21 protein-coding genes are annotated in these 17,678 nt (G+C 73.2%); 14 read left to right on the forward strand and 7 right to left on the reverse strand.

Annotated elements, in window-relative coordinates; all coding sequences use genetic code 11:
* Positions 1–2 precede the first annotated feature (2 nt).
* A complete protein-coding gene (locus ACTG9Q_RS02280) occupies positions 3–581 on the forward strand; it encodes a TetR/AcrR family transcriptional regulator (protein WP_455570867.1) in 579 nt (192 codons plus the stop codon).
* An 11-nt stretch (positions 582–592) separates the two neighbouring features.
* Positions 593–2,023, forward strand: a complete 1,431-nt coding sequence (gene purB, locus ACTG9Q_RS02285; protein ID WP_455570868.1) for an adenylosuccinate lyase — start codon at positions 593–595, stop codon at positions 2,021–2,023.
* Positions 2,024–2,042: 19 nt separating this feature from the next.
* Here purB and nagA read toward each other — a convergent pair whose 3' ends face one another.
* On the reverse strand, positions 2,043–3,182 hold the full coding sequence (gene nagA, locus ACTG9Q_RS02290) for an N-acetylglucosamine-6-phosphate deacetylase (RefSeq protein WP_455570869.1): 1,140 nt from the start codon (positions 3,180–3,182) through the stop codon (positions 2,043–2,045).
* A 103-nt stretch (positions 3,183–3,285) separates the two neighbouring features.
* A complete protein-coding gene (locus ACTG9Q_RS02295; protein ID WP_455570870.1) occupies positions 3,286–3,888 on the reverse strand; it encodes a SigE family RNA polymerase sigma factor in 603 nt (200 codons plus the stop codon).
* Between the two features lie 61 nt (positions 3,889–3,949).
* Between ACTG9Q_RS02295 and ACTG9Q_RS02300 the strand changes: the two genes are divergently transcribed.
* On the forward strand, positions 3,950–4,231 hold the full coding sequence (locus ACTG9Q_RS02300) for a YciI family protein (protein ID WP_455570871.1): 282 nt from the start codon (positions 3,950–3,952) through the stop codon (positions 4,229–4,231).
* 12 nt (positions 4,232–4,243) lie between these two features.
* Here ACTG9Q_RS02300 and ACTG9Q_RS02305 read toward each other — a convergent pair whose 3' ends face one another.
* The 3 genes from ACTG9Q_RS02305 to ACTG9Q_RS02315 form a co-directional block, all read right to left on the reverse strand.
* On the reverse strand, positions 4,244–4,711 hold the full coding sequence (locus tag ACTG9Q_RS02305; RefSeq protein ID WP_455570872.1) for a PPOX class F420-dependent oxidoreductase: 468 nt from the start codon (positions 4,709–4,711) through the stop codon (positions 4,244–4,246).
* 3 nt (positions 4,712–4,714) lie between these two features.
* Positions 4,715–5,638, reverse strand: a complete 924-nt coding sequence (locus ACTG9Q_RS02310; RefSeq protein WP_455570873.1) for an SDR family oxidoreductase — start codon at positions 5,636–5,638, stop codon at positions 4,715–4,717.
* A 108-nt stretch (positions 5,639–5,746) separates the two neighbouring features.
* Entirely contained in the window at positions 5,747–6,031 is a 285-nt protein-coding gene (locus tag ACTG9Q_RS02315) for a DUF427 domain-containing protein (protein WP_455570874.1), read from the reverse strand.
* Positions 6,032–6,117: 86 nt separating this feature from the next.
* On the opposite strand from ACTG9Q_RS02315, the gene fbaA reads away from it, so the two are divergent.
* From fbaA to ACTG9Q_RS02330, 3 genes are all read left to right on the forward strand, one after another.
* A complete protein-coding gene (gene fbaA, locus ACTG9Q_RS02320; RefSeq protein ID WP_455570875.1) occupies positions 6,118–7,152 on the forward strand; it encodes a class II fructose-bisphosphate aldolase in 1,035 nt (344 codons plus the stop codon).
* A 248-nt stretch (positions 7,153–7,400) separates the two neighbouring features.
* On the forward strand, positions 7,401–8,612 hold the full coding sequence (locus tag ACTG9Q_RS02325) for an amidohydrolase (RefSeq protein ID WP_455570876.1): 1,212 nt from the start codon (positions 7,401–7,403) through the stop codon (positions 8,610–8,612).
* 3 nt (positions 8,613–8,615) lie between these two features.
* Complete coding sequence (locus ACTG9Q_RS02330; protein WP_455570877.1) at positions 8,616–9,026, forward strand: DUF3151 domain-containing protein; 411 nt, start codon at positions 8,616–8,618, stop codon at positions 9,024–9,026.
* 56 nt (positions 9,027–9,082) lie between these two features.
* On the opposite strand, the gene ACTG9Q_RS02335 is transcribed toward ACTG9Q_RS02330, so the two are convergent.
* Positions 9,083–10,183: a peptidoglycan-binding domain-containing protein gene (locus tag ACTG9Q_RS02335; protein ID WP_455570878.1), complete on the reverse strand. Its 1,101-nt coding sequence runs from the start codon at positions 10,181–10,183 to the stop codon at positions 9,083–9,085.
* A gap of 129 nt (positions 10,184–10,312) precedes the next feature.
* On the opposite strand from ACTG9Q_RS02335, the gene ACTG9Q_RS02340 reads away from it, so the two are divergent.
* The 8 genes from ACTG9Q_RS02340 (at position 10,313) to ACTG9Q_RS02375 (ending at position 15,522) form a co-directional block, all read left to right on the forward strand.
* Positions 10,313–10,999: a hypothetical protein gene (locus ACTG9Q_RS02340; RefSeq protein ID WP_455570879.1), complete on the forward strand. Its 687-nt coding sequence runs from the start codon at positions 10,313–10,315 to the stop codon at positions 10,997–10,999.
* A 38-nt stretch (positions 11,000–11,037) separates the two neighbouring features.
* Positions 11,038–11,817: an SDR family NAD(P)-dependent oxidoreductase gene (locus ACTG9Q_RS02345; protein WP_455570880.1), complete on the forward strand. Its 780-nt coding sequence runs from the start codon at positions 11,038–11,040 to the stop codon at positions 11,815–11,817.
* Complete coding sequence (locus ACTG9Q_RS02350) at positions 11,817–12,422, forward strand: hypothetical protein (RefSeq protein ID WP_455570881.1); 606 nt, start codon at positions 11,817–11,819, stop codon at positions 12,420–12,422. Before ACTG9Q_RS02345 ends, ACTG9Q_RS02350 begins: the two co-directional genes overlap by 1 nt.
* Before the next feature lie 74 nt (positions 12,423–12,496).
* The gene (locus tag ACTG9Q_RS02355) at positions 12,497–13,300 is read left to right on the forward strand and encodes a phospholipid scramblase-related protein (protein WP_455570882.1); all 804 of its coding nucleotides are present in this window, start codon (positions 12,497–12,499) and stop codon (positions 13,298–13,300) included.
* Between the two features lie 23 nt (positions 13,301–13,323).
* A complete protein-coding gene (gene pyrE, locus ACTG9Q_RS02360; protein WP_455570883.1) occupies positions 13,324–13,899 on the forward strand; it encodes an orotate phosphoribosyltransferase in 576 nt (191 codons plus the stop codon).
* Positions 13,900–13,967: 68 nt separating this feature from the next.
* Positions 13,968–14,327, forward strand: a complete 360-nt coding sequence (locus ACTG9Q_RS02365) for a DUF2784 domain-containing protein (RefSeq protein ID WP_455570884.1) — start codon at positions 13,968–13,970, stop codon at positions 14,325–14,327.
* Positions 14,324–14,968, forward strand: coding sequence for a TrmH family RNA methyltransferase (locus tag ACTG9Q_RS02370; protein ID WP_455570885.1), 645 nt, complete (start codon positions 14,324–14,326; stop codon positions 14,966–14,968). The genes ACTG9Q_RS02365 and ACTG9Q_RS02370 overlap by 4 nt, the downstream gene beginning before the upstream one ends.
* The gene (locus ACTG9Q_RS02375; protein WP_455570886.1) at positions 14,965–15,522 is read left to right on the forward strand and encodes a GNAT family N-acetyltransferase; all 558 of its coding nucleotides are present in this window, start codon (positions 14,965–14,967) and stop codon (positions 15,520–15,522) included. Before ACTG9Q_RS02370 ends, ACTG9Q_RS02375 begins: the two co-directional genes overlap by 4 nt.
* Before the next feature lie 2 nt (positions 15,523–15,524).
* On the opposite strand, the gene ACTG9Q_RS02380 is transcribed toward ACTG9Q_RS02375, so the two are convergent.
* A complete protein-coding gene (locus ACTG9Q_RS02380) occupies positions 15,525–17,666 on the reverse strand; it encodes a molybdopterin-dependent oxidoreductase (protein WP_455570887.1) in 2,142 nt (713 codons plus the stop codon).
* Positions 17,667–17,678: the final 12 nt, after the last annotated feature.

Raw genomic sequence — 17,678 nt, forward strand, 5'->3', positions numbered from 1 at the left:
AGGTGACCACCGCCAGCACCCCCAAGGGCGAGCGCCGCAGGCAGGCGCTGGTCGAGGCCGCCGCCGAGATCCTGGTCGAGGGCGGTTTCGACGCCCTGCGCCACCGCGCCATCGCCGAGCGCGCCGGGCTCCCGCTGGCCTCCACGACGTACTACTTCCAGTCGCTGGACGAGCTGGTGATGGCCGCCCTGGAGTACCACGGCCGCACCGAGCTGGCCCGCGGCAAGGAGCTGCTGGCGTCGCTGGCCGCGCGGCCCTCGGAGACGCTGGTGGAGCTGGTCCTCGACCAGCTGCTCGGTCCCCGGGTCGCCGATGGCGACTTCGAGGCCGTGCTGCTGCGCTACGAGCGCTTGGTCGCCACCGGCCGCAGGCCCTTCCTGCGCCCGCTGATGCTCGAACTCGGCGGCGAGCTGCGCGAGCTGCTGACCGCCACCTTCGCCGCGATGGGCGTGCCCATCGATCCCGAGCGCCTTGAGCAGCTGATCGCCCTGGTCGACGGCGCGGTGGTCAACGCGCTGATCGAGGTCGACCCCGACCCGCGCGAGGCCGCGCGCCGGATGCTGCGCGCCGCGCTCGGCTAAAGTCGCTCCCCGTGCAGAAGCCCAGCATCCCCAATGTCCTCGCCGGTCGCTACGCCTCCGCCGAGCTGGCGGCCCTCTGGTCGCCCGAGGCGAAGGTGCGCATGGAGCGCGAGCTGTGGCTGGCGGTCCTGACCGCGCAGGCCGAACTCGGCGTCGAGGTGCCCGCGGGCGCGGTCGAGGACTACCGGCGGGTGCTGGAGCAGGTCGACCTGGCGAGCATCGCGGCGCGCGAGCGGGTCACCCGCCACGACGTGAAGGCGCGCATCGAGGAGTTCAACGCCCTCGCCGGGCACGAGCACGTCCACAAGGGCATGACGTCGCGGGACCTGACCGAGAACGTCGAGCAGCTGCAGGTGCGGCGCTCCCTGGAGCTGGTCCGGGGCCGGGTGGCCGCGGTCCTCGCCCAGCTGGCCCGGCTCGCGGCCGGGCACGCCGACCTGGTCATGGCGGGCCGCTCGCACAACGTCGCCGCCCAGGCCACGACCCTCGGCAAGCGCTTCGCCACGGCCGCCGACGAGCTGCTGCTCGCCTTCGCCCGGCTCGACGAGCTGATCACCCGGTACCCGCTGCGCGGGGTCAAGGGCCCGGTGGGGACCGCCCAGGACATGCTCGACCTGCTCGGCGGAGACCCGTCACGGCTGGCCGCGCTGGAGGAGCGGGTGGCCGCGCACCTGGGCTTCGCGTCGGTGTTCACCAGCGTCGGCCAGGTCTACCCCCGGTCGCTGGACTACGACGTCGTCTCCGCCCTGGTCCAGACCGCGGCGGCGCCGTCGAGCCTGGCCAAGACGATCCGGCTGATGGCCGGGCACGAGCTGGCGACCGAGGGCTTCCAGCCCGGCCAGGTCGGCTCGTCGGCGATGCCGCACAAGATGAACACGCGCTCGTGCGAGCGGGTCAACGGGTTCGCGGTCATCCTGCGCGGCTACGCCTCGATGGTCGGCGAGCTCGCGGGCGACCAGTGGAACGAGGGCGACGTCTCGTGCTCGGTCGTGCGGCGGGTGGCGCTGCCGGACGCGTTCTTCGCGATGGACGGCCTGCTGGAGACGTTCCTGACGGTGCTGGGCGAGTTCGGCGCCCACCCGGCGGTGATCGACCGCGAACTCGACCGCTACCTGCCGTTCCTGGCCACCACGAAGGTCCTCATGGCCTCGGTGCGGGCGGGCGTGGGCCGCGAGAGCGCCCACGAGGCGATCAAGGAGCACGCCGTCGCCGTCGCGCTGGCCATGCGCGAGGAGGGCGCCGAGCGCAACGACCTCCTCGACCGCCTGGCCGGTGACCCGCGCATCCCCCTGGACCGGGCCGCGCTGGACGCGCTGCTGGCCGACCGGCTGCCCTTCACCGGGGTGGCGGCCGCGCAGGTGGCCGAGGTGGTCAGGCGCGTGGAAGACGTCCTCAAGCGCTTCCCGGAGGCAGTGGGCTACGCGCCCGCGGCCATTCTCTAGACGCCTGCTCTCTGGAAGGTCAGCGAATCCACTCGCCCCGGCGGAGGACCGCCGTCGGGTGCAGGGTGGCGTCCATGAGGACGACGTCGGCTCGCAGGCCCTTGGCCAGCCTGCCGGTGACCTCGCCGAGGCCCAGCAGCTCCGCGGGCCGGGTGGCCGTCGCCGCGACCGCGTCCGGCACGCTCATCCCGCACGAGTCCACCAGGTTGCGGAACGCGGCGTCCATCGTCAGGGTGCTCCCGGCCAGGGATGTGCCGCCCGCCAGGGTCGGGACCCCGTCGAGGACGACGACCTCCAGGCCGCCGATGTCGTAGCTGCCGTCGCCCACGCCTGCCGCCGCGATGGCGTCGGTGACCAGGACCGTCCGCTCCCGGCCCGCGTGCTGGGCGGCCAGCCGGACGATGGTCGGGCTCAGGTGGACCAGGTCGCAGATCAGCTCCACGGTCACCCGCGGGTCGGCCAGCAGCGTGCCGATGGGGCCGGGCTCGCGGTGGTGCAGGGGGCGCATGCCGTTGAACAGGTGGGTCGCCACGGTCGCGCCCGCGTCGACGGCGGGCATCACCTGGGCCTCGACCGCGTCGGTGTGCCCGATGGCGGCGATGGCACCCCCGTCGACCAGCTGGCCGACCGCGCGGACCGAGCCCTCCAGCTCCGGGGCCAGGGTGACCATGCGGACCGCGCCGCGGCCGGCGCGCAGGACGGCGGCGACGGAGTCGCGGTCCGGGGGGCGCAGGATCGCCGGGTCGTGGGCGCCGCAGCGGACCGCGGAGAGGAACGGGCCCTCCAGGTGGACGCCCGCGAGCAGGCCGTCCTCGGTCAGCTCGCGCAGGGCGGCGATCTGCGAGACCAGTTCGGGGATGGGGCGCGAGACCAGGCTGGCCAGCATCGTGGTGGTGCCGTGCTGGGCGTGGGTGGCCGCGGCGCGGGCGATGCCCTCGGGGTTTCCGCTGGTGAAGGGCTCGCCGCCGCCGCCGTGGCAGTGGATGTCGACGAAGCCGGGGACGATCCAGGAGCCCGCGGCGTCCAGGACGCTGTCGGCGCGCGGGGGCTCGCCGACCCCCATGGCGCCGATGTCACCGTCCTCGACCAGCAGCCAGCCGTCATCCAGCACGCCGTCGGGGGTGACGAGCCTGCCGCCTGCGATGAGCTGTCCTGCCATGGGTCCTCCGAGCCTTTGCCGCACACCGAACGTTGTGCACAGTGGCAGTCTATTGGTCTAAACCGCAATGGTCTAAACCAACTTGGCCCCAGGCGGAGTATCGCTACGGGGAGTTCATGATCTTCTGCAGGGCTTCCAGGGCGCGGGAGGCCGTGGACTTGACCGTCCCCCGGGAGATGCCCGCCGCCTCGGCGATCTCGGCCTCGGAGAGGTTGCCGTAGTAGCGCAGGACCAGCACCTCGCGCTGGCGCGGCGGCAGCTGCTGCAGGGCCTTGACCACGTGCTGGTGCTCGGCGGTCAGCATCGCCAGGCTCTCGGCGGAGCGCGCGTTGGGCGCGTGCGGCGGGGTGTACTCGCGGGCGGTCTTGCGCCTGCGCAGCACGCTGCGCGAGCCGTTGACCACCGCCGTGCGCAGGTACCCCACCGCCGCGGCCGAGTCGCGCAGGTTGCCCCAGTGGCGGTGCAGGCCGGTGAACGCCTCCTGCACCACGTCCTCGGCGGTCGCGGGCTCGTCGACGAGCAGCAGGGCCAGCCGGATCAGCCGCATCCGGTGGGTGCGGTAGAGGTCCTCCAGGGTCAGCGGCGCCTCCGGCCGCGCGGGGGGCGCACTCTTGAGATCGATCGCGCGCAGCCGGGTCAGCGTCTGCTCGACGCTCTTCTCCGCTTGACCCTCGGCACCGTCCGGCACGAACCCGTCCCCTGTCACGGGCAAACCCTACCCGGACAGAGCCCGCGGATCAGGCGGATCGACGTGCCAAGATTGCGTCATGAGCTGGTTCACCGTCGACACGACCTACGCCGAGGACCGCGCGCTGCTCGACGCCGTGCGCCCGGCGCACCGCGAGTGGCTGGCGGGGTACGTCGAGGCCGGGCGGGTGCTGGGCGGCGGGCCGTGGGCCGACGGCTCCGGCGGGTTCGTCGTGATGGCCGCCGCCGACCGGGCCGAGCTGGACGAGATCCTGGCCGCGGACCCGTACACGACCGAGGGCGTGGCCGCCGGGCGGGTCGTGCGCGAGTGGAAGATCGTGATGGGGCCCTGGGCCCCATAGGCGACCAGCAGTTCAGTAGGTCCCGGCGAGCTTGCGGTGGTCCCAGGACACCGTCCGCGTCGGGGTGAAGACCAGGCCGACCCGCTTGGCCGCCTGCGCGCGGACGAACTGGGACGCCGCGGTCGCGGCCTCCTCGCCGCCGGTGTAGCGCTGGGTGATCGCCATGCCGATCCGGACGACCTTGTCGGCGTCCTCGACGACGGCCACGTCGCACTCCAGGCTGACCCCGCGCAGCTCCTCGTAGGACTCCCCCGCCTCGACCAGCACCGTGGCCCGCGGGTCCCGGCGCAGGTTGGCGATCTTCTGCGAGGCGCCGTAGGTCCAGGTCGAGAGGATGGCGCCGTCCGGGACGTACCAGAGGGGGACCAGGTGCGGACGCCCGCCGGGGCCGAGGGTGGCGACCGTCATCGTGCGCTCGGCGGCCAGGAAGGCGGCCGCCTCGGGCTCGGTCATCCGGATCAGCTCCCGGCGCGACGCCATCGCCTACCTGCCCTTCATGGCGGCCGCGCCCCCGGCGCCCACCGGTCGTGACGACACCGCCGCGCCGCGCTCGGCGACGTCGGCCAGCGCGGCCCTGTCGGCCCTGGCGACCAGGTTCCCGCGCAGCCTGCCGCCGATCTCGACGACCGGCGGGAGGAACGCGCGGACCAGCTTCAGCAGGCCGACCCAGCCGGGCACGTGCACGGTCCGGTCGCGGCGCAGCACGCCCTTCTCCAGCGCGTCCAGGGCCAGCGACACCGGGTGGGTCTTGCCGATCGGGCCGGGCATCCCGGCGCGCAGCGGGCCGAAGACCGGGTGCTCGTCGGCGCCGTGCACCAGGTCGGTCGCGATCCAGGACGGGTGGGCGACGCCGACGGCCACGCCGAGGTGGCGGACCTCGGCGCGCAGGCTGTTGCCGAAGGCCTCCACGCCCGCCTTGGCCGCGGCGTAGGCCGACATGGCCGGGGCGTGGGTGATGGCCGCCAGCGAGGAGATGATCTGCACGTACCCGCGGCGCTCGATGACGTGCGGCAGCGTGACCCGGACCGTGCGCCACACGCCGAGCAGGTCGACCTCGATGGTCCGCTCGAAGGCGGCCGGGTCGATGGAGCGCACGAAGCCCGCCGCGGCGATGCCCGCGTTGGCCACCACGATGTCGATGCCGCCGAAGCGCTCGACCACCCCGGCGGTCGCGGCCTCCAGCGCCGCCCAGTCGGTCACGTCGGCCTCGAACACTGCGGCGTCGGGCCCGCACTCGACGGCGACCTTCGCCATCTCCTCGGGTTCGAGCCCGACGAGGGCCACCTTCGCCCCGCGCGCGCCGAGCCGCTTGGCCAGCCCGGCGCCGAGGCCGCGGGCCGCGCCGGTGATCAGCACCACCTTGCCCTCGACGTCGTGCTCGCGGGCGAACAGGTTCGTCGCACCCATCCGATGCCTCCTCGCAGTCGGTCAGCGCAGTCGTCAGTGGCGCGACGGTACCTCAACTTACCGCCGGTAAGCTACCGGCGGTAACAGTTAATTGGGGTAACGCTGAAGTCAGCCGCTGACCTCGACGCCCCGCCAGAAGGCGACCCGGCCGCGGATGCCCTCGGCCTCCTTCTTGGGCTCGGCGTAGTACCAGACGGCGTCGGTGTTGTCCTCGCCGTTGACGTGCAGCGTGTAGTAGTTCGCCGTGCCCTTCCACGGGCAGACCGTCGTCATCTCCGACGGCCGCAGGAAGTGCTGGTGCACTGACTCGATCGGGAAATAGTGGTTGCCCTCGACGAGGACCGTGTCATCGGACTCGGCGATGACCTCGCCGTTCCAGGTTGCGGTGGCCATTGGGCCAGTCTGCCCGACGCACTCCCTCCGTGCTTTTCGTAGGATGCGGCAGAACGGCGCATGGCCATCCCGAGGAGGAGCCCCCGATGCCCATTGCCACGCCCGAGGTCTACGCGGAGATGCTCGACCGGGCCAAGGCGAACGAGTTCGCCTACCCCGCCATCAACGTGACCTCGTCGGAGACGCTGAACGCTGCCCTGCGCGGCTTCGCCGAGGCGGAGAGCGACGGCATCATCCAGTTCTCCACCGGCGGAGCCGAGTTCGCCTCCGGCACCAAGGTCAAGGACATGGTGACCGGCGCGACCGCGCTGGCCGAGTTCGCCAACGTCGTCGCGGCGAAGTACCCGGTCAACGTCGCCCTGCACACCGACCACTGCCCCAAGGACAAGCTCGACGGCTTCGTCCGCCCGCTCATGGCGATCAGCGCCGAGCGGGTGGCCGCGGGCGGCAACCCGCTGTTCCAGTCCCACATGTGGGACGGCTCGGCGGTGCCGCTCGAGGAGAACCTGCAGATCGCCTCCGAGCTGCTGGACACCGCGGCCAAGGCCCGCATCGTCCTGGAGATCGAGGTCGGCGTGGTCGGCGGCGAGGAGGACGGCGTCGACAACGAGATCAACGACAAGCTCTACACCACGGCCGAGGACTACCTCAAGACCGTCGAGTCGCTCGGCAGCGGCGAGCGCGGCCGGTACCTGCTCGCGGCCACCTTCGGCAACGTGCACGGCGTCTACAAGCCGGGCAACGTCAAGCTGCGCCCGGAGATCCTCAAGCAGGGCCAGGACGTGGTCGCGGAGAAGCTGGGCCTGCCCGCCGGGTCCAAGCCCTTCGACCTGGTCTTCCACGGCGGCTCCGGCTCGCTGCTGGAGGAGATCCACGAGGCGCTGTCCTACGGCGTGGTGAAGATGAACATCGACACCGACACGCAGTACGCCTTCACCCGGCCGATCGTCTCGCACATGTTCACCAACTACGACGGTGTGCTGAAGATCGACGGCGAGGTCGGCAACAAGAAGGCCTACGACCCGCGCAGCTACCTCAAGGCGGCCGAGCAGGCCATGGCCACCCGCGTGACCCAGGCGTGCGAGCACCTGAAGTCCGCGGGCCGCATGATCGCGGGCTGAGCAAGCCAGGCTGAGCAAGCCAGGCTGAGCAAGCCAGGCTGAGCAAGCCAGGCTGGGCGAGCCCGACCGACAGGCCCAGCCTGCCCGACTGACAGGCCCGACCGCGCCCCCGTCCGCATGCGCCCGGACGGGGGCGCGGTCGGTTCTGCTCTGTCAATCTCGGCGCTGTCATCTCGGCGCTGTCATCGTCGGGTCAGCGGCCCGACGAATGATCCCTCCAGCGCGGCCACCACGGCGAAGGGCACGGCATGACTCTCGCGGAGATCTACCGCGACCTGCACCAGCACCCCGAACTCGCCTTCGCGGAGACCCGCACCGCCGCCATCGCGGCCGCGGAGCTGCGGGCCGCGGGGTTCGAGGTGGCCGAGCACGTCGGCGGCACCGGCGTGGTCGGGGTGCTGCGCAACGGCGCGGGTCCCACGGCGCTGCTGCGCGCGGACATGGACGCCCTCCCCATGGCCGAGCGCACCGGGCTGCCGTACGCCAGCACGGTGGTCAGCGACGGCACGCCGGTCGCCCACGCCTGCGGCCACGACATGCACGTCACCTGCCTGATCGGCGCCGCGCGCGCCCTCGCCGCCGAGCGCGGAACGTGGCGGGGCACGGTCCAAGCCGTGTTCCAGCCCGCCGAGGAGGTCGGCGGCGGCGCGCAGGCGATGGTCGACGACGGGCTGTTCACCCGGTTCGGCACACCGGACGTGGTGCTCGGCCAGCACGTCGCCCCGCTGCCCGCCGGGTTCCTCGGCCTGCGGGGCGGGCCCTCCTTCGCCGCGGCCGACACGCTGACGGTCACGCTGTACGGCAAGGGCGGGCACGGCAGCCGCCCCGAGGCGACGGTGGACCCGATCGTGCTCGCCGCCGCGACCGTCCTGCGCCTGCAGACGATCGTCTCCCGGGAGACCGCGGGCGGGGACACCGCCGTGGTCACCGTCGGCGCGATGCGCGCGGGCACGGTCGCCAACATCATCCCCGACGAGGCCGAGCTGCACCTGAGCGTGCGCACCTACGACCCCAGGGTCCGCGAGCGCACCCTGGCCGCCATCGAGCGGATCGTGCGCGCCGAGGCGCTGGCCTCCGGGGCCGAGCGCGAGCCCAGGATCAGCCTGGACACCAGCTTCCCGACCGTCGTCAACGACGGCGACGCCGTCGAGCGCACCCGGGCGGGCCTGGAGGCCGTCGCCCCGCAGCGGGTGGTGGACCCGGGGCCGGTCACCGGCAGCGAGGACGTGGGCGTCTTCGCCACCGCCGCGGGCGCGCCGCTGGTGTACTGGCTGCTCGGCGGCGCCGACCCGCGGGCGTTCGCGGGCGCGACGACGTTCGAGGAGCTGCGCGACGTCGTGCTGGGCCTGCCCGCCAACCACTCGCCGCTGTTCGCCCCGGTCATCGAGCCGACGATCGGCGTCGGGGTGGCCGCGCTGGTCGCCGCGGCCCGGGCCTGGCTGCCCGTACGGCAGGATTGACCCATGACCAACCTGCTCGGCCCCGAACCGACCCGCCTGCCCGACCGCCCCGAGTCGCAGGGCGCCCTGGAGCGCGGCGACGCCCCCGTGGACGTCGCCCGCCGCTGGCCGGACTTCAGCGAGGCGTGGGCCGCCCTCGCCGAGGCCGCCCTGGACGCCGACGAGCCCGTCGCCGCCTACGCCTACGCGCGCACCGGCTACCACCGCGGCCTGGACCAGCTGCGCCGCGCCGGGTGGAAGGGCTTCGGGCCGGTGCCCTGGTCGCACCGTCCCAACCAGGGCTTCCTGCGCGCGCTGGCCGCCCTGGCGCGGGCCGCCGCGGCGATCGAGGACACCGAGGAGCACCAGCGCTGCGCCCAGTTCCTCGCCGACTCCGACCCCGCCGCGCCCGCCGCGCTCGGTCTCCCCGGCTAGCGGACCACGACCAGCTGATTCAGTGACCGACGGATCAGCGACTCGTAGATCAGCGGCTAGGGGATCAGCGACTCCCAGGTGGCCGGGCCCGCGACGCCGTCGGCGACCAGCGGCGGGTGGGCCGCCTGGTAGGCCGTGACGGCCTCCTCGGTCAGCGGACCGAAGTGGCTGTCGACCCGGCGGCCCACGTAGTACCCCTGGTACTGCAGGAGCTGCTGGAGGTAGGTCACCCACTGGTTGTGGAAGTCCCCGCGGCGCACGGTCGGATTGTGGCCCTGCTCGACGCCCTCGGCGAACTCCCGGTACTCCCGCCGCACCGACCCGCCCACGTCGTGGCTGTCGTGCTCCTCGGACAGGTCGCCGCGGTACTCGCCGTAGCGGTCGTTGGCCGGGTCGCCGTCGCCGAGGGTGCCGAGGACGTCGTCGCGGTTGCCGCTGCCGCCGCCGTACACGCTCTCGTACCAGTCGAAGGCACGCCCGTTGCTCAGCGTGCACTGGGTGGTCGGGTTGGCCGTCGCCGCCTGGGCGATCGAGGCGGGGATCTGCATGTCGTTGGCGATGCGCACGGCGTCGAAGCCGTGCAGCCCGGCCAGCAGGCGGGCGATCTCGAACCACTGCTCGGCGTGGCGGGCCTCGTGGTAGACCGTCGCGGCGATGCGACCCTGCTCCTCCTGGCTGAGCGCCTCGGCGTTGGCGGGCTCGAACGGCGTCGGCTCGATCAGCGCGATCCAGGTGGTGAAGTCGAACTGGGCGTAGGGCGGGGTGGCCGGGTCGAGCTGGAAGTGCACGTACGGCACGCCCGCGGCGGTCAGCTCGTCGTTGGCGGCGGACTCCAGGGCCAGGACGCGGTCCTCGGCCGACATCGACTGGTTCAGCACCCCGTAGCTCTCGGCGGCGTAGTCCTCCACGCTCTCCGGGCGCCGCAGCCCCTCCAGCGGACCGAACTGGCCCTCCAGGCTCTGCCAGGTCTCCGCCCCGCACACGCCGTCCTCGATCGTGTCGAGGTCGTGGTCGCGCTGGTAGTGCCGCACCGCACCCTCGGTCCGCGGTCCGAAGTCGCCGTCGACCGGGCCCACGTCGTAGTTCAGGTCGCTGAGCAGGTGCTGGAGCAGCCGCACATCCGGTCCGGTGTCGCCGTTCTTGATCGTTTCGGGCATGGCGCACCTCCTTCACCGCCAGCATCAGCGCGCCCCCGCCGCGGCCCAACGGCCGAAAGGGCGGCAATCGGTGCACATGCCACGCCCCCGTGATCTTGAACGACGCGCCGTGACGACTACGCTGACCGCGTGGGCGTTCCCGCGTGGGTGTGGTTCCTGGTGGCGTTCGTGGCTCTGGCCGCGGGCGCTCTGTTCCTGATGCGCGACCGTGCGCGCCTGACCTCGCGTAACCGCGAGCGCAGGAGATGGGCGGCGCTGCGTGGCTGGCAGTTCGCCGAGACCGATCCTGTCCTGCCCGGACAGTGGAAGGGCGGCGCGGTCGCCTACTACGGCGACGGCGTGGCCCGTGACGTGGTCGCCGGGTCGACCTTCACCGCCGACGGCAGGCGCAAGGTGTACGTCTTCGACCTGGAGGCGGGCGGTCGGGTCAACACCGTCATCGCGGCCGTGCAGTGCAAGCGCGTACACCCGGTGGTGGTGGAGCTGTGGGTGCCGAGCACCCCGTTCCAGCGCGAGCACATGCCCGAGCTGCTGGGCCCGGTCGGCCAGCGCTACGCCTTCGTCTCCGACATCGCGGGCGCCCGCGCGCTGATCACCCCCGACCTGGTCGACGCCACCGAGGAGATCGGCCAGGACGTGGCCGTCGCCTGGATCGAGGACGGCTGGGTGCTGGCCGCGGCCGCGCCCAACTCCTCCCCGTCGCGGCTGGAGCGGCTGCTGCGCGGCCTCGGCGAGATCGCCGACGTCGTGGACCCCTTCGAGGCCGAGGTCGAGGCGGTCGTCGACCTGGACACCCGGCGCCAGGGCGGCGAGTGACCTACCCGGGCACCGGTACCTGTGAGTAGCGTGCCCTCATGCCCACCGCACTGATCACCGGCGCGACCGCGGGAATCGGCGCGGCCTTCGCCCGCAGGCTGGCCGCCGACGGATACGACTTGGTCATCGTGGCCCGCACGACAGAGCGCCTGAAGGCCATCGCCGCCGAGCTGGCCGACGCGCACGGGGTCACGGTGCAGACCATGACCGCCGACCTGACCACCACCCGCGCCCGCAGGCGCGTCGAGGACCGGCTGGCCGAGACCGAGCGCCCGATCGACCTGCTGGTGAACAACGCGGGCTTCGGCACGCGCGGGGCCTTCGCCGAGGCCGAGCCCGCGTGGCTGCAGTCGCAGCTGGACCTCAACGTCACCACGGTCATGCGGCTGACCAGGGCGGCGCTGCCGGGCATGATCGAGCGCGGGCACGGTGGGATCGTCAACGTCTCCAGCATCGCGGGCTTCTTCCCGGCCACCGGGCCGTCCTACGGGGCCACGAAGGCGTACGTCACGGCGCTGTCGGAGGGCCTGGCCGCGAACCTCGGCGGGACCGGCGTGCGGGTGGTGGCGCTGTGCCCGGGGTTCACCCACACCGAGTTCCACGACCGCGCGGGCGACGACATGGCCGGGCTGCCGGAGTTCCTGTGGCTGCAGGCCGACCGGGTCGTGGCCGACTGCCTCGACGACCTCGTGCACGGCCGCTCCCGCTCGATCCCGGGCCCGCAGTACAAGGCGCTGGTCAGCCTGGCCAAGCTGCTGCCCCTCGGCGTGCAGCGGGCCCTGGAGCGGCGCGTCGCCGCCAAGCGGAACCGCGGCTGATGTTCGGCACGCCCACCGTGGTCGTGACCCGCCGGGTGTTCCTGCACGCCCTCACCGACGAGACCACGATCGATGACGGCCACGGCAGGCTCCTCGCCGACGCCGTGCTGGTCGGCGCGGGCGGCGCGGGCAGGGCTGCCGCCCGGTTCCTGCGCGGCCTCAACCAGTTCACCACCCGCGGGATCGAGGTGCGCTCCCCGGCGGGGCCGCTGCTGGCGCTGACCCGCGAGGGCTCGGCGGGCAGGCTCAGGATGGCCGTGGCCACCCCCTCCGGTCAGCCGGTCGGGGAGGTCCGCCAGGAGAACACCGTGGGCAGCCTGCGGCTCGCGCTCACCGCGGGCGCGCGCGTCGGCGAGCTGCGCGCGGCGGGCAACCGCGCGTGGCACAGCACGATCACCGACCACAGCGGCGCCGAGGCCGCCGCCCTCACCAAGGTGATCACCGGCCTGGGCCGCACCGCCGACGGCAGGGCCATCGACCACACCTTCCGCTACGAGCTGCGCTTCCACCACCCACCTGTGGGCGCTTTCGCCCCGCTCGCCCTCGCCGCGGTTTTCGCCGTGGACGAGGCGTTGCGCCACATCCGCCCCAAACCCGGAGGCTAGGCGATGTCCTGCGAGCCCCGTCCGCGATAGCCGGGCCGAGCGCGACTCACAGGACACCACCTAGGCTCGCGGGTATGACGAACCCGCAGCCTGGCTGGTACGCCGACCCGTCCGGCTCCGCGATGCAGCGCTACTGGGACGGCAGGCAGTGGACGTCGCAGACCCGCCAGGGCGGCGACGGCAGCGCGTGGGAGCTGCCCCTCGGCGGGCAGGCCGACCCGGACCGGATCAAGGAGCAGCAGCGCAAGGCCCGGGTCGGGCAGACCGGGCAGGGCGGCGGGACGCTGTTCACCGAGCCCGTGCTGGTGGTCAACCAGAAGGTCAAGCTGATCGAGCTGGCCAACGAGTACGCGGTCCACGACCAGCACGGCCGCCAGATCGGCTCGGTCGCCCAGGTCGGGCAGAGCGCGCTGAAGAAGGCGCTGCGGTTCCTGGGCAGCTACGACCAGTTCTTCACCCACCGCCTCGAGGTGCGCGACGCGCACGGCCAGACCGTGCTGCGCCTGACCCGCCCGGCGAAGTTCGTGAAGTCGCGGATGATCGTCGAGCGCGGCGACGGCACCCAGGTGGGGGAGATCCGCCAGGAGAACGCGATCGGCAAGATCCGCTTCGCCTTCGAGGTCGGCGGGCTGCGCGTCGGCGGCATCCAGGCGGAGAACTGGCGGGCGTGGAACTTCGCCATCACCGACCAGGGCGGCACCGAGGTCGCGCGGATCACCAAGACCTTCGAGGGCCTGGCCAAGACGATGTTCACCTCGGCGGACAACTACGTGCTGCAGATCCACCGCCCGCTCGCCGAGCCGCTGCTGAGCATGGTCGTCGCCTCGGCGCTGACCGTCGACACGGCGCTCAAGCAGGACAGCCGGGGCTTCGGCTGACCGGCGTGCCAGACTGACGCCCCGTGCGAACCGCTCCGAGTGTCGATGCCGCCGCCAAGGCCGAGCTGGCCAGGCTGGTCTCCGAACTGGCCGTCGTGCACGGCCGCGTGACCCTGTCCTCCGGCAAGGAGGCCGACTACTACGTCGACCTGCGCCGGGCCACCCTGCACCACGCCGCCGCGCCGCTCATCGGGCGGCTGCTGCGCGGGCTCACCGCCGACTGGGACTACGTCGCCGTGGGCGGGCTGACCCTCGGCGCCGACCCGGTCGCGCTGGCGATGATGCACGCCGCCGCCTCCGCCGGGGAGGTGCTGGACGCCTTCGTCGTGCGCAAGGAGGCCAAGGCGCACGGGATGCAGCGGCGGATCGAGGGCATCGAGGTGGCCGGGCAGCCGGTGCTGGCCGTGGAGGACACCTCCACCACCGGCGGCAGCGTGCTCACCGCCGTGGACGCCCTGACCGAGGCGGGCGCGACGGTGATCGGCGTGGCCACCGTGGTCAACCGCGGCGACGCGGCCAGGGCGGCGGTCGAGGCGCGCGGGCTGCGGTACCGGGCGCTGCTGGACCTCACCGACCTGGGCCTTCCTGACCAGGGATAATCCCTGAGCCGAACCACCCAGGACGCGGGTACCGTGAGGATTGCCCGGTTTGGGGAGGTGGGGTCGGGATGGCAGGCGTGCTCGCCGACGCGACGATGGTCGTGCACTTCCTCGCCCTGCTGTACATCGGGTTCGGCGGGTTCCTGGCCTGGTGGTGGCCGCGGTCGATCCTCGTGCACGTCTTCTTCGCCGCGTGGGGCGTGCTGGTGAACGTCGCGCCCATCTCGTGCCCGCTGACGGAGTTGGAGAACCACTTCCGGGGCCTGCGGGGTCTGCCGGACCTGGAGGGTGGCTTCAACGAGCACTACATCTACGGTGAGCTGTTCCCCGAGAGCTTCCTACCTGTCGTCGGAGTTGGCGCTGTGGTCCTGCTGGTCGTGTCGTATGGGGGCGCGTACGCGCGCAGGCGCAGGGGCGTGAGGGTTTGAGCGAAGGTCCGACCGAGTGGGTCCACGGCGATCCGGTCGGGGTGGGGCCGTGGCCGGGCGAGTGGCCGACGGAGGCCCGCTACGACCCCGAGCTGCTGGCCTCGGGCGACCGGCGCAACGTGGTGGACGCCTACCGCTACTGGCGGCGCGAGGCCGTGGTCGACGACCTGGACCGGCGCAGGCACGGGTTCCACGTGGCGATCGAGAACTTCCAGCACGACCACAACATCGGCACCGTGGTCCGCACGGCGAACGCGTTCGCGGCGCGGGCCGTGCACATCGTGGGCCGCAGGCGGTGGAACCGGCGGGGGGCGATGGTGACCGACCGGTACCAGCACGTCGCGCACCACCCGGACGTCGGCGCGCTGCTGGGCCACGCGCGGGGTGAGGGGCTGGCCGTCGTCGGGGTGGACAACACGCCGGGGTCGGTGCGGCTGGAGGCGGTGGAGCTGCCCGCCCGGTGCGTGCTGGTGTTCGGGCAGGAGGGGCCGGGGCTGACCGCGCAGGCGCGGGAGGGCGCCGACCTGCTGGTGTCGATCGCGCAGTTCGGGTCGACCCGGTCGATCAACGCCGGGGTGGCCGCGGGCATCGTGATGCACGCCTGGGTGCGCGCCCACGCCGACCTGGGCGCGGCGTGGTGAGCCGCCCGCCCACCAGGGCCGGGGACCTGGTGCGGGCGATCGAGTTCGACCCCGAGGCCGTGCGGCGGGTCGTGGCGGACGCGCGGACGTTCCTCGCGCCGTGGATGCCGTGGGCGGTCGAGGAGTACACAGAGGACTCCGCGGCCGCGTTCCTGGTTGAGGCGGCCGCGGGATGGGCCGCGGGCACGTCGTTCTGCTACCTGATCGCCCCTGCCGGTGAGCCGATCGGGGCGTGCGCCCTGGAACGCCGCATCGGGCCGCGGGGCATGGAGATCGGGTACTGGCTGCACCCGGGCCACACCGGCCGCGGCCACGCCACCCGGGCCACCGCCACCCTGCTCGACCTGGCGGCGGGCCTCGACGACGTCGACCACGTGGAGATCCGCCACGACGTGGCGAACACCGCCAGCGGCGGGATTCCCCGCCGACTGGGGTTCACGCTGGTGGACGCGGCGGAGGAGCGCCCGGCGACGGCCCCGGCCGAGACCGGGCTGGGCTGCGTCTGGCGGATCGCGCTGGAGCGGCCGACCTGGACCCGGGACGCGCCCGGCTGAGTTCAGGCGGGGGCGACCTCCACGGGGATGCCGTTGAGGACGGCGGTCCCGGTCGGGGCGTCCACCAGCAGCTCGTCCGCCAGGACGTTGGAGTTGACGCCCGCGTGCGCGGCGGCCACCGAGCCCCTGGTGTCCGGCAGGCCGTGGCCCCAGCCGTGCGGGATGCTCACGATCCCGGGGCGGACGGCGTCGCTGACCTCCACCGGCACCGTCAGCGTGCCGGTGCGGGAGCTGACGACGCACTGGCCGCCGTCGGTCAGGCCGAGGCGGGCGGCGTCGGTGGGGTGGACCATCGCGGTGCAGCGGTTCGTGCCGCCCACCAAGGGGGCGATGTTGTGCATCCAGGAGTTGTTGGAGCGCAGCTGCCTGCGCCCGATGAGGACCATCTGGCCGTTCGGGACGGTGTCCAGCTCGGCGACCAGGCAGGCGACGTCGGCGGTCAGGGCGGGCGGGGCCAGCTCGACCATGCCGGTCGGGGTGCCCAGGACGTCGGGGACGCGGGAGGTGAGGGGGCCGAGGTCGATGCCGTGGGGGCTGGCCTTGAGGTCGGCCAGGGTGAGGTCGTAGGGGCCCGCGCGCAGCATCATGTCCAGCAGGCGCTCGGGGCCTGCGAGGTCCTCGGCGGGCGGGGTGCCCAAGTGCTCGGCGCTCTGGGCCGCGACGAGGGCGTCCATCGGCTCCACACTGTCCGGATTGGACTGTCCGGTGGCCGCGCAGGCGAGGCGCAGGAGGGTTTCCCACTCCTGGGGCACGGGGGTCTCCAGGACCGCGGGGCTCCAGTTCGCGGTATTGCGCACGGCGAACTGGTACAGGGAGATGTCGTAGTGCGAGCGTTCCAGGGGCGAGGTGCCGGGCAGGATGACGTCGGCGTGGCGGGTGGTCTCGTTGAGGTAGACGTCCACCGACACCATGAAGTCCAGCCCGCGCATGGCCTCGGTGAGCCGGTCGGCGTTGGGGGTGCTCAGGCACGGGTTGCCGGAGAGGGTGATCAGCGCGCGCACGCCGCCGGGGGTGGCGATCTCGTCGGCCAGGGTGGCCACGGGGAGCTCACCCATCACCTCGGGCAGGCCGCGGACCCGGCTGTGCCAGCGGCCGTGGCGGAAACCCTTGCGGCGCCCGGGTTTCGCGTTGGCCTGGCCCGCCGCGGCCAAGGGGAACATGGCGCCGCCGGGGCGGTCGAGGTTGCCGGTGAGGGTGTTGAGGACGTCGACCAGCCAGCTGGCCAGGGAGCCGTAGCGCTGGGTCGTGGTGCCCACCCGGCCGTACACCGCGGCGCTCGGCGCGGCGGCCAGGTCGTGGGCCATGCGCCGGATGGCCGTGGCGGCCAGGCCGGTCATCGGCTCGACCGCGTCCGGGGTGAACGGCTCGGCCAGCGCGCGGACCTCGTCGACGCCGTTGACGTGCGGGGCCAGGGCCTTGAGGTCGACGAGGCCGTCGGCGAAGAGGGTGTTGACCATGGCGAAGAGCAGCAGGGCGTCGGCGCCGGGGCGGATGGCGTGGTGCTCGTCGGCCAGCTCAGCGGTGCGGGAGCGAACCGGGTCGACGACGACGAGCCTGCCCCCGCGCTCGCGCAGCGCGCGCAGGCGGCCGCGGACGTCGGGGGCGGTCATCAGGCTGCCGTTGGAGACCAGCGGGTTGGCGCCGAGCAGCAGCAGGTGGTCGGTGCGGTCGAGGTCGGGGACCGGCACGCTCATCGGGTGGCCGAACATGTGGCCCGCGGCGAACTGCTTGGGCGCCTGGTCGACCGAGCTGGCGGTGTAGACGTTCCTGGTGTTCAGCGCCTTGAGCAGCACCCGGCCGTACAGCGCGGTGGAGAGGTTGTGCACGCCCGGGTTGCCGATGTAGACCGCGACCGCGTCGGCGCCGTGCTCGCCGGTGATCTTGGGCAGGCGCGCGGCGATCTCGGCGTACGCCTGCGCCCAGGACACCGCCACGAACTGCCCGTCGCGCTTGACCAGCGGTTCCCGCAGCCGGTCGGGGTCGGCGTGGACCGCGCCGATCGAGGCGCCCTTGGGGCAGAGGTAGCCCCGGGAGAAGACGTCCTCGGCGTCGCCGCGCACCGACGTCACCGCCCGCCCCTCGGTCGTGACGGCGAGTCCGCAGGTCGCCTCGCACAGCGGGCAGGTGACGGCGTGGGTAAGCATGCGCTTAGCTTG

Source organism: Actinokineospora lacus (assembly GCF_053813445.1).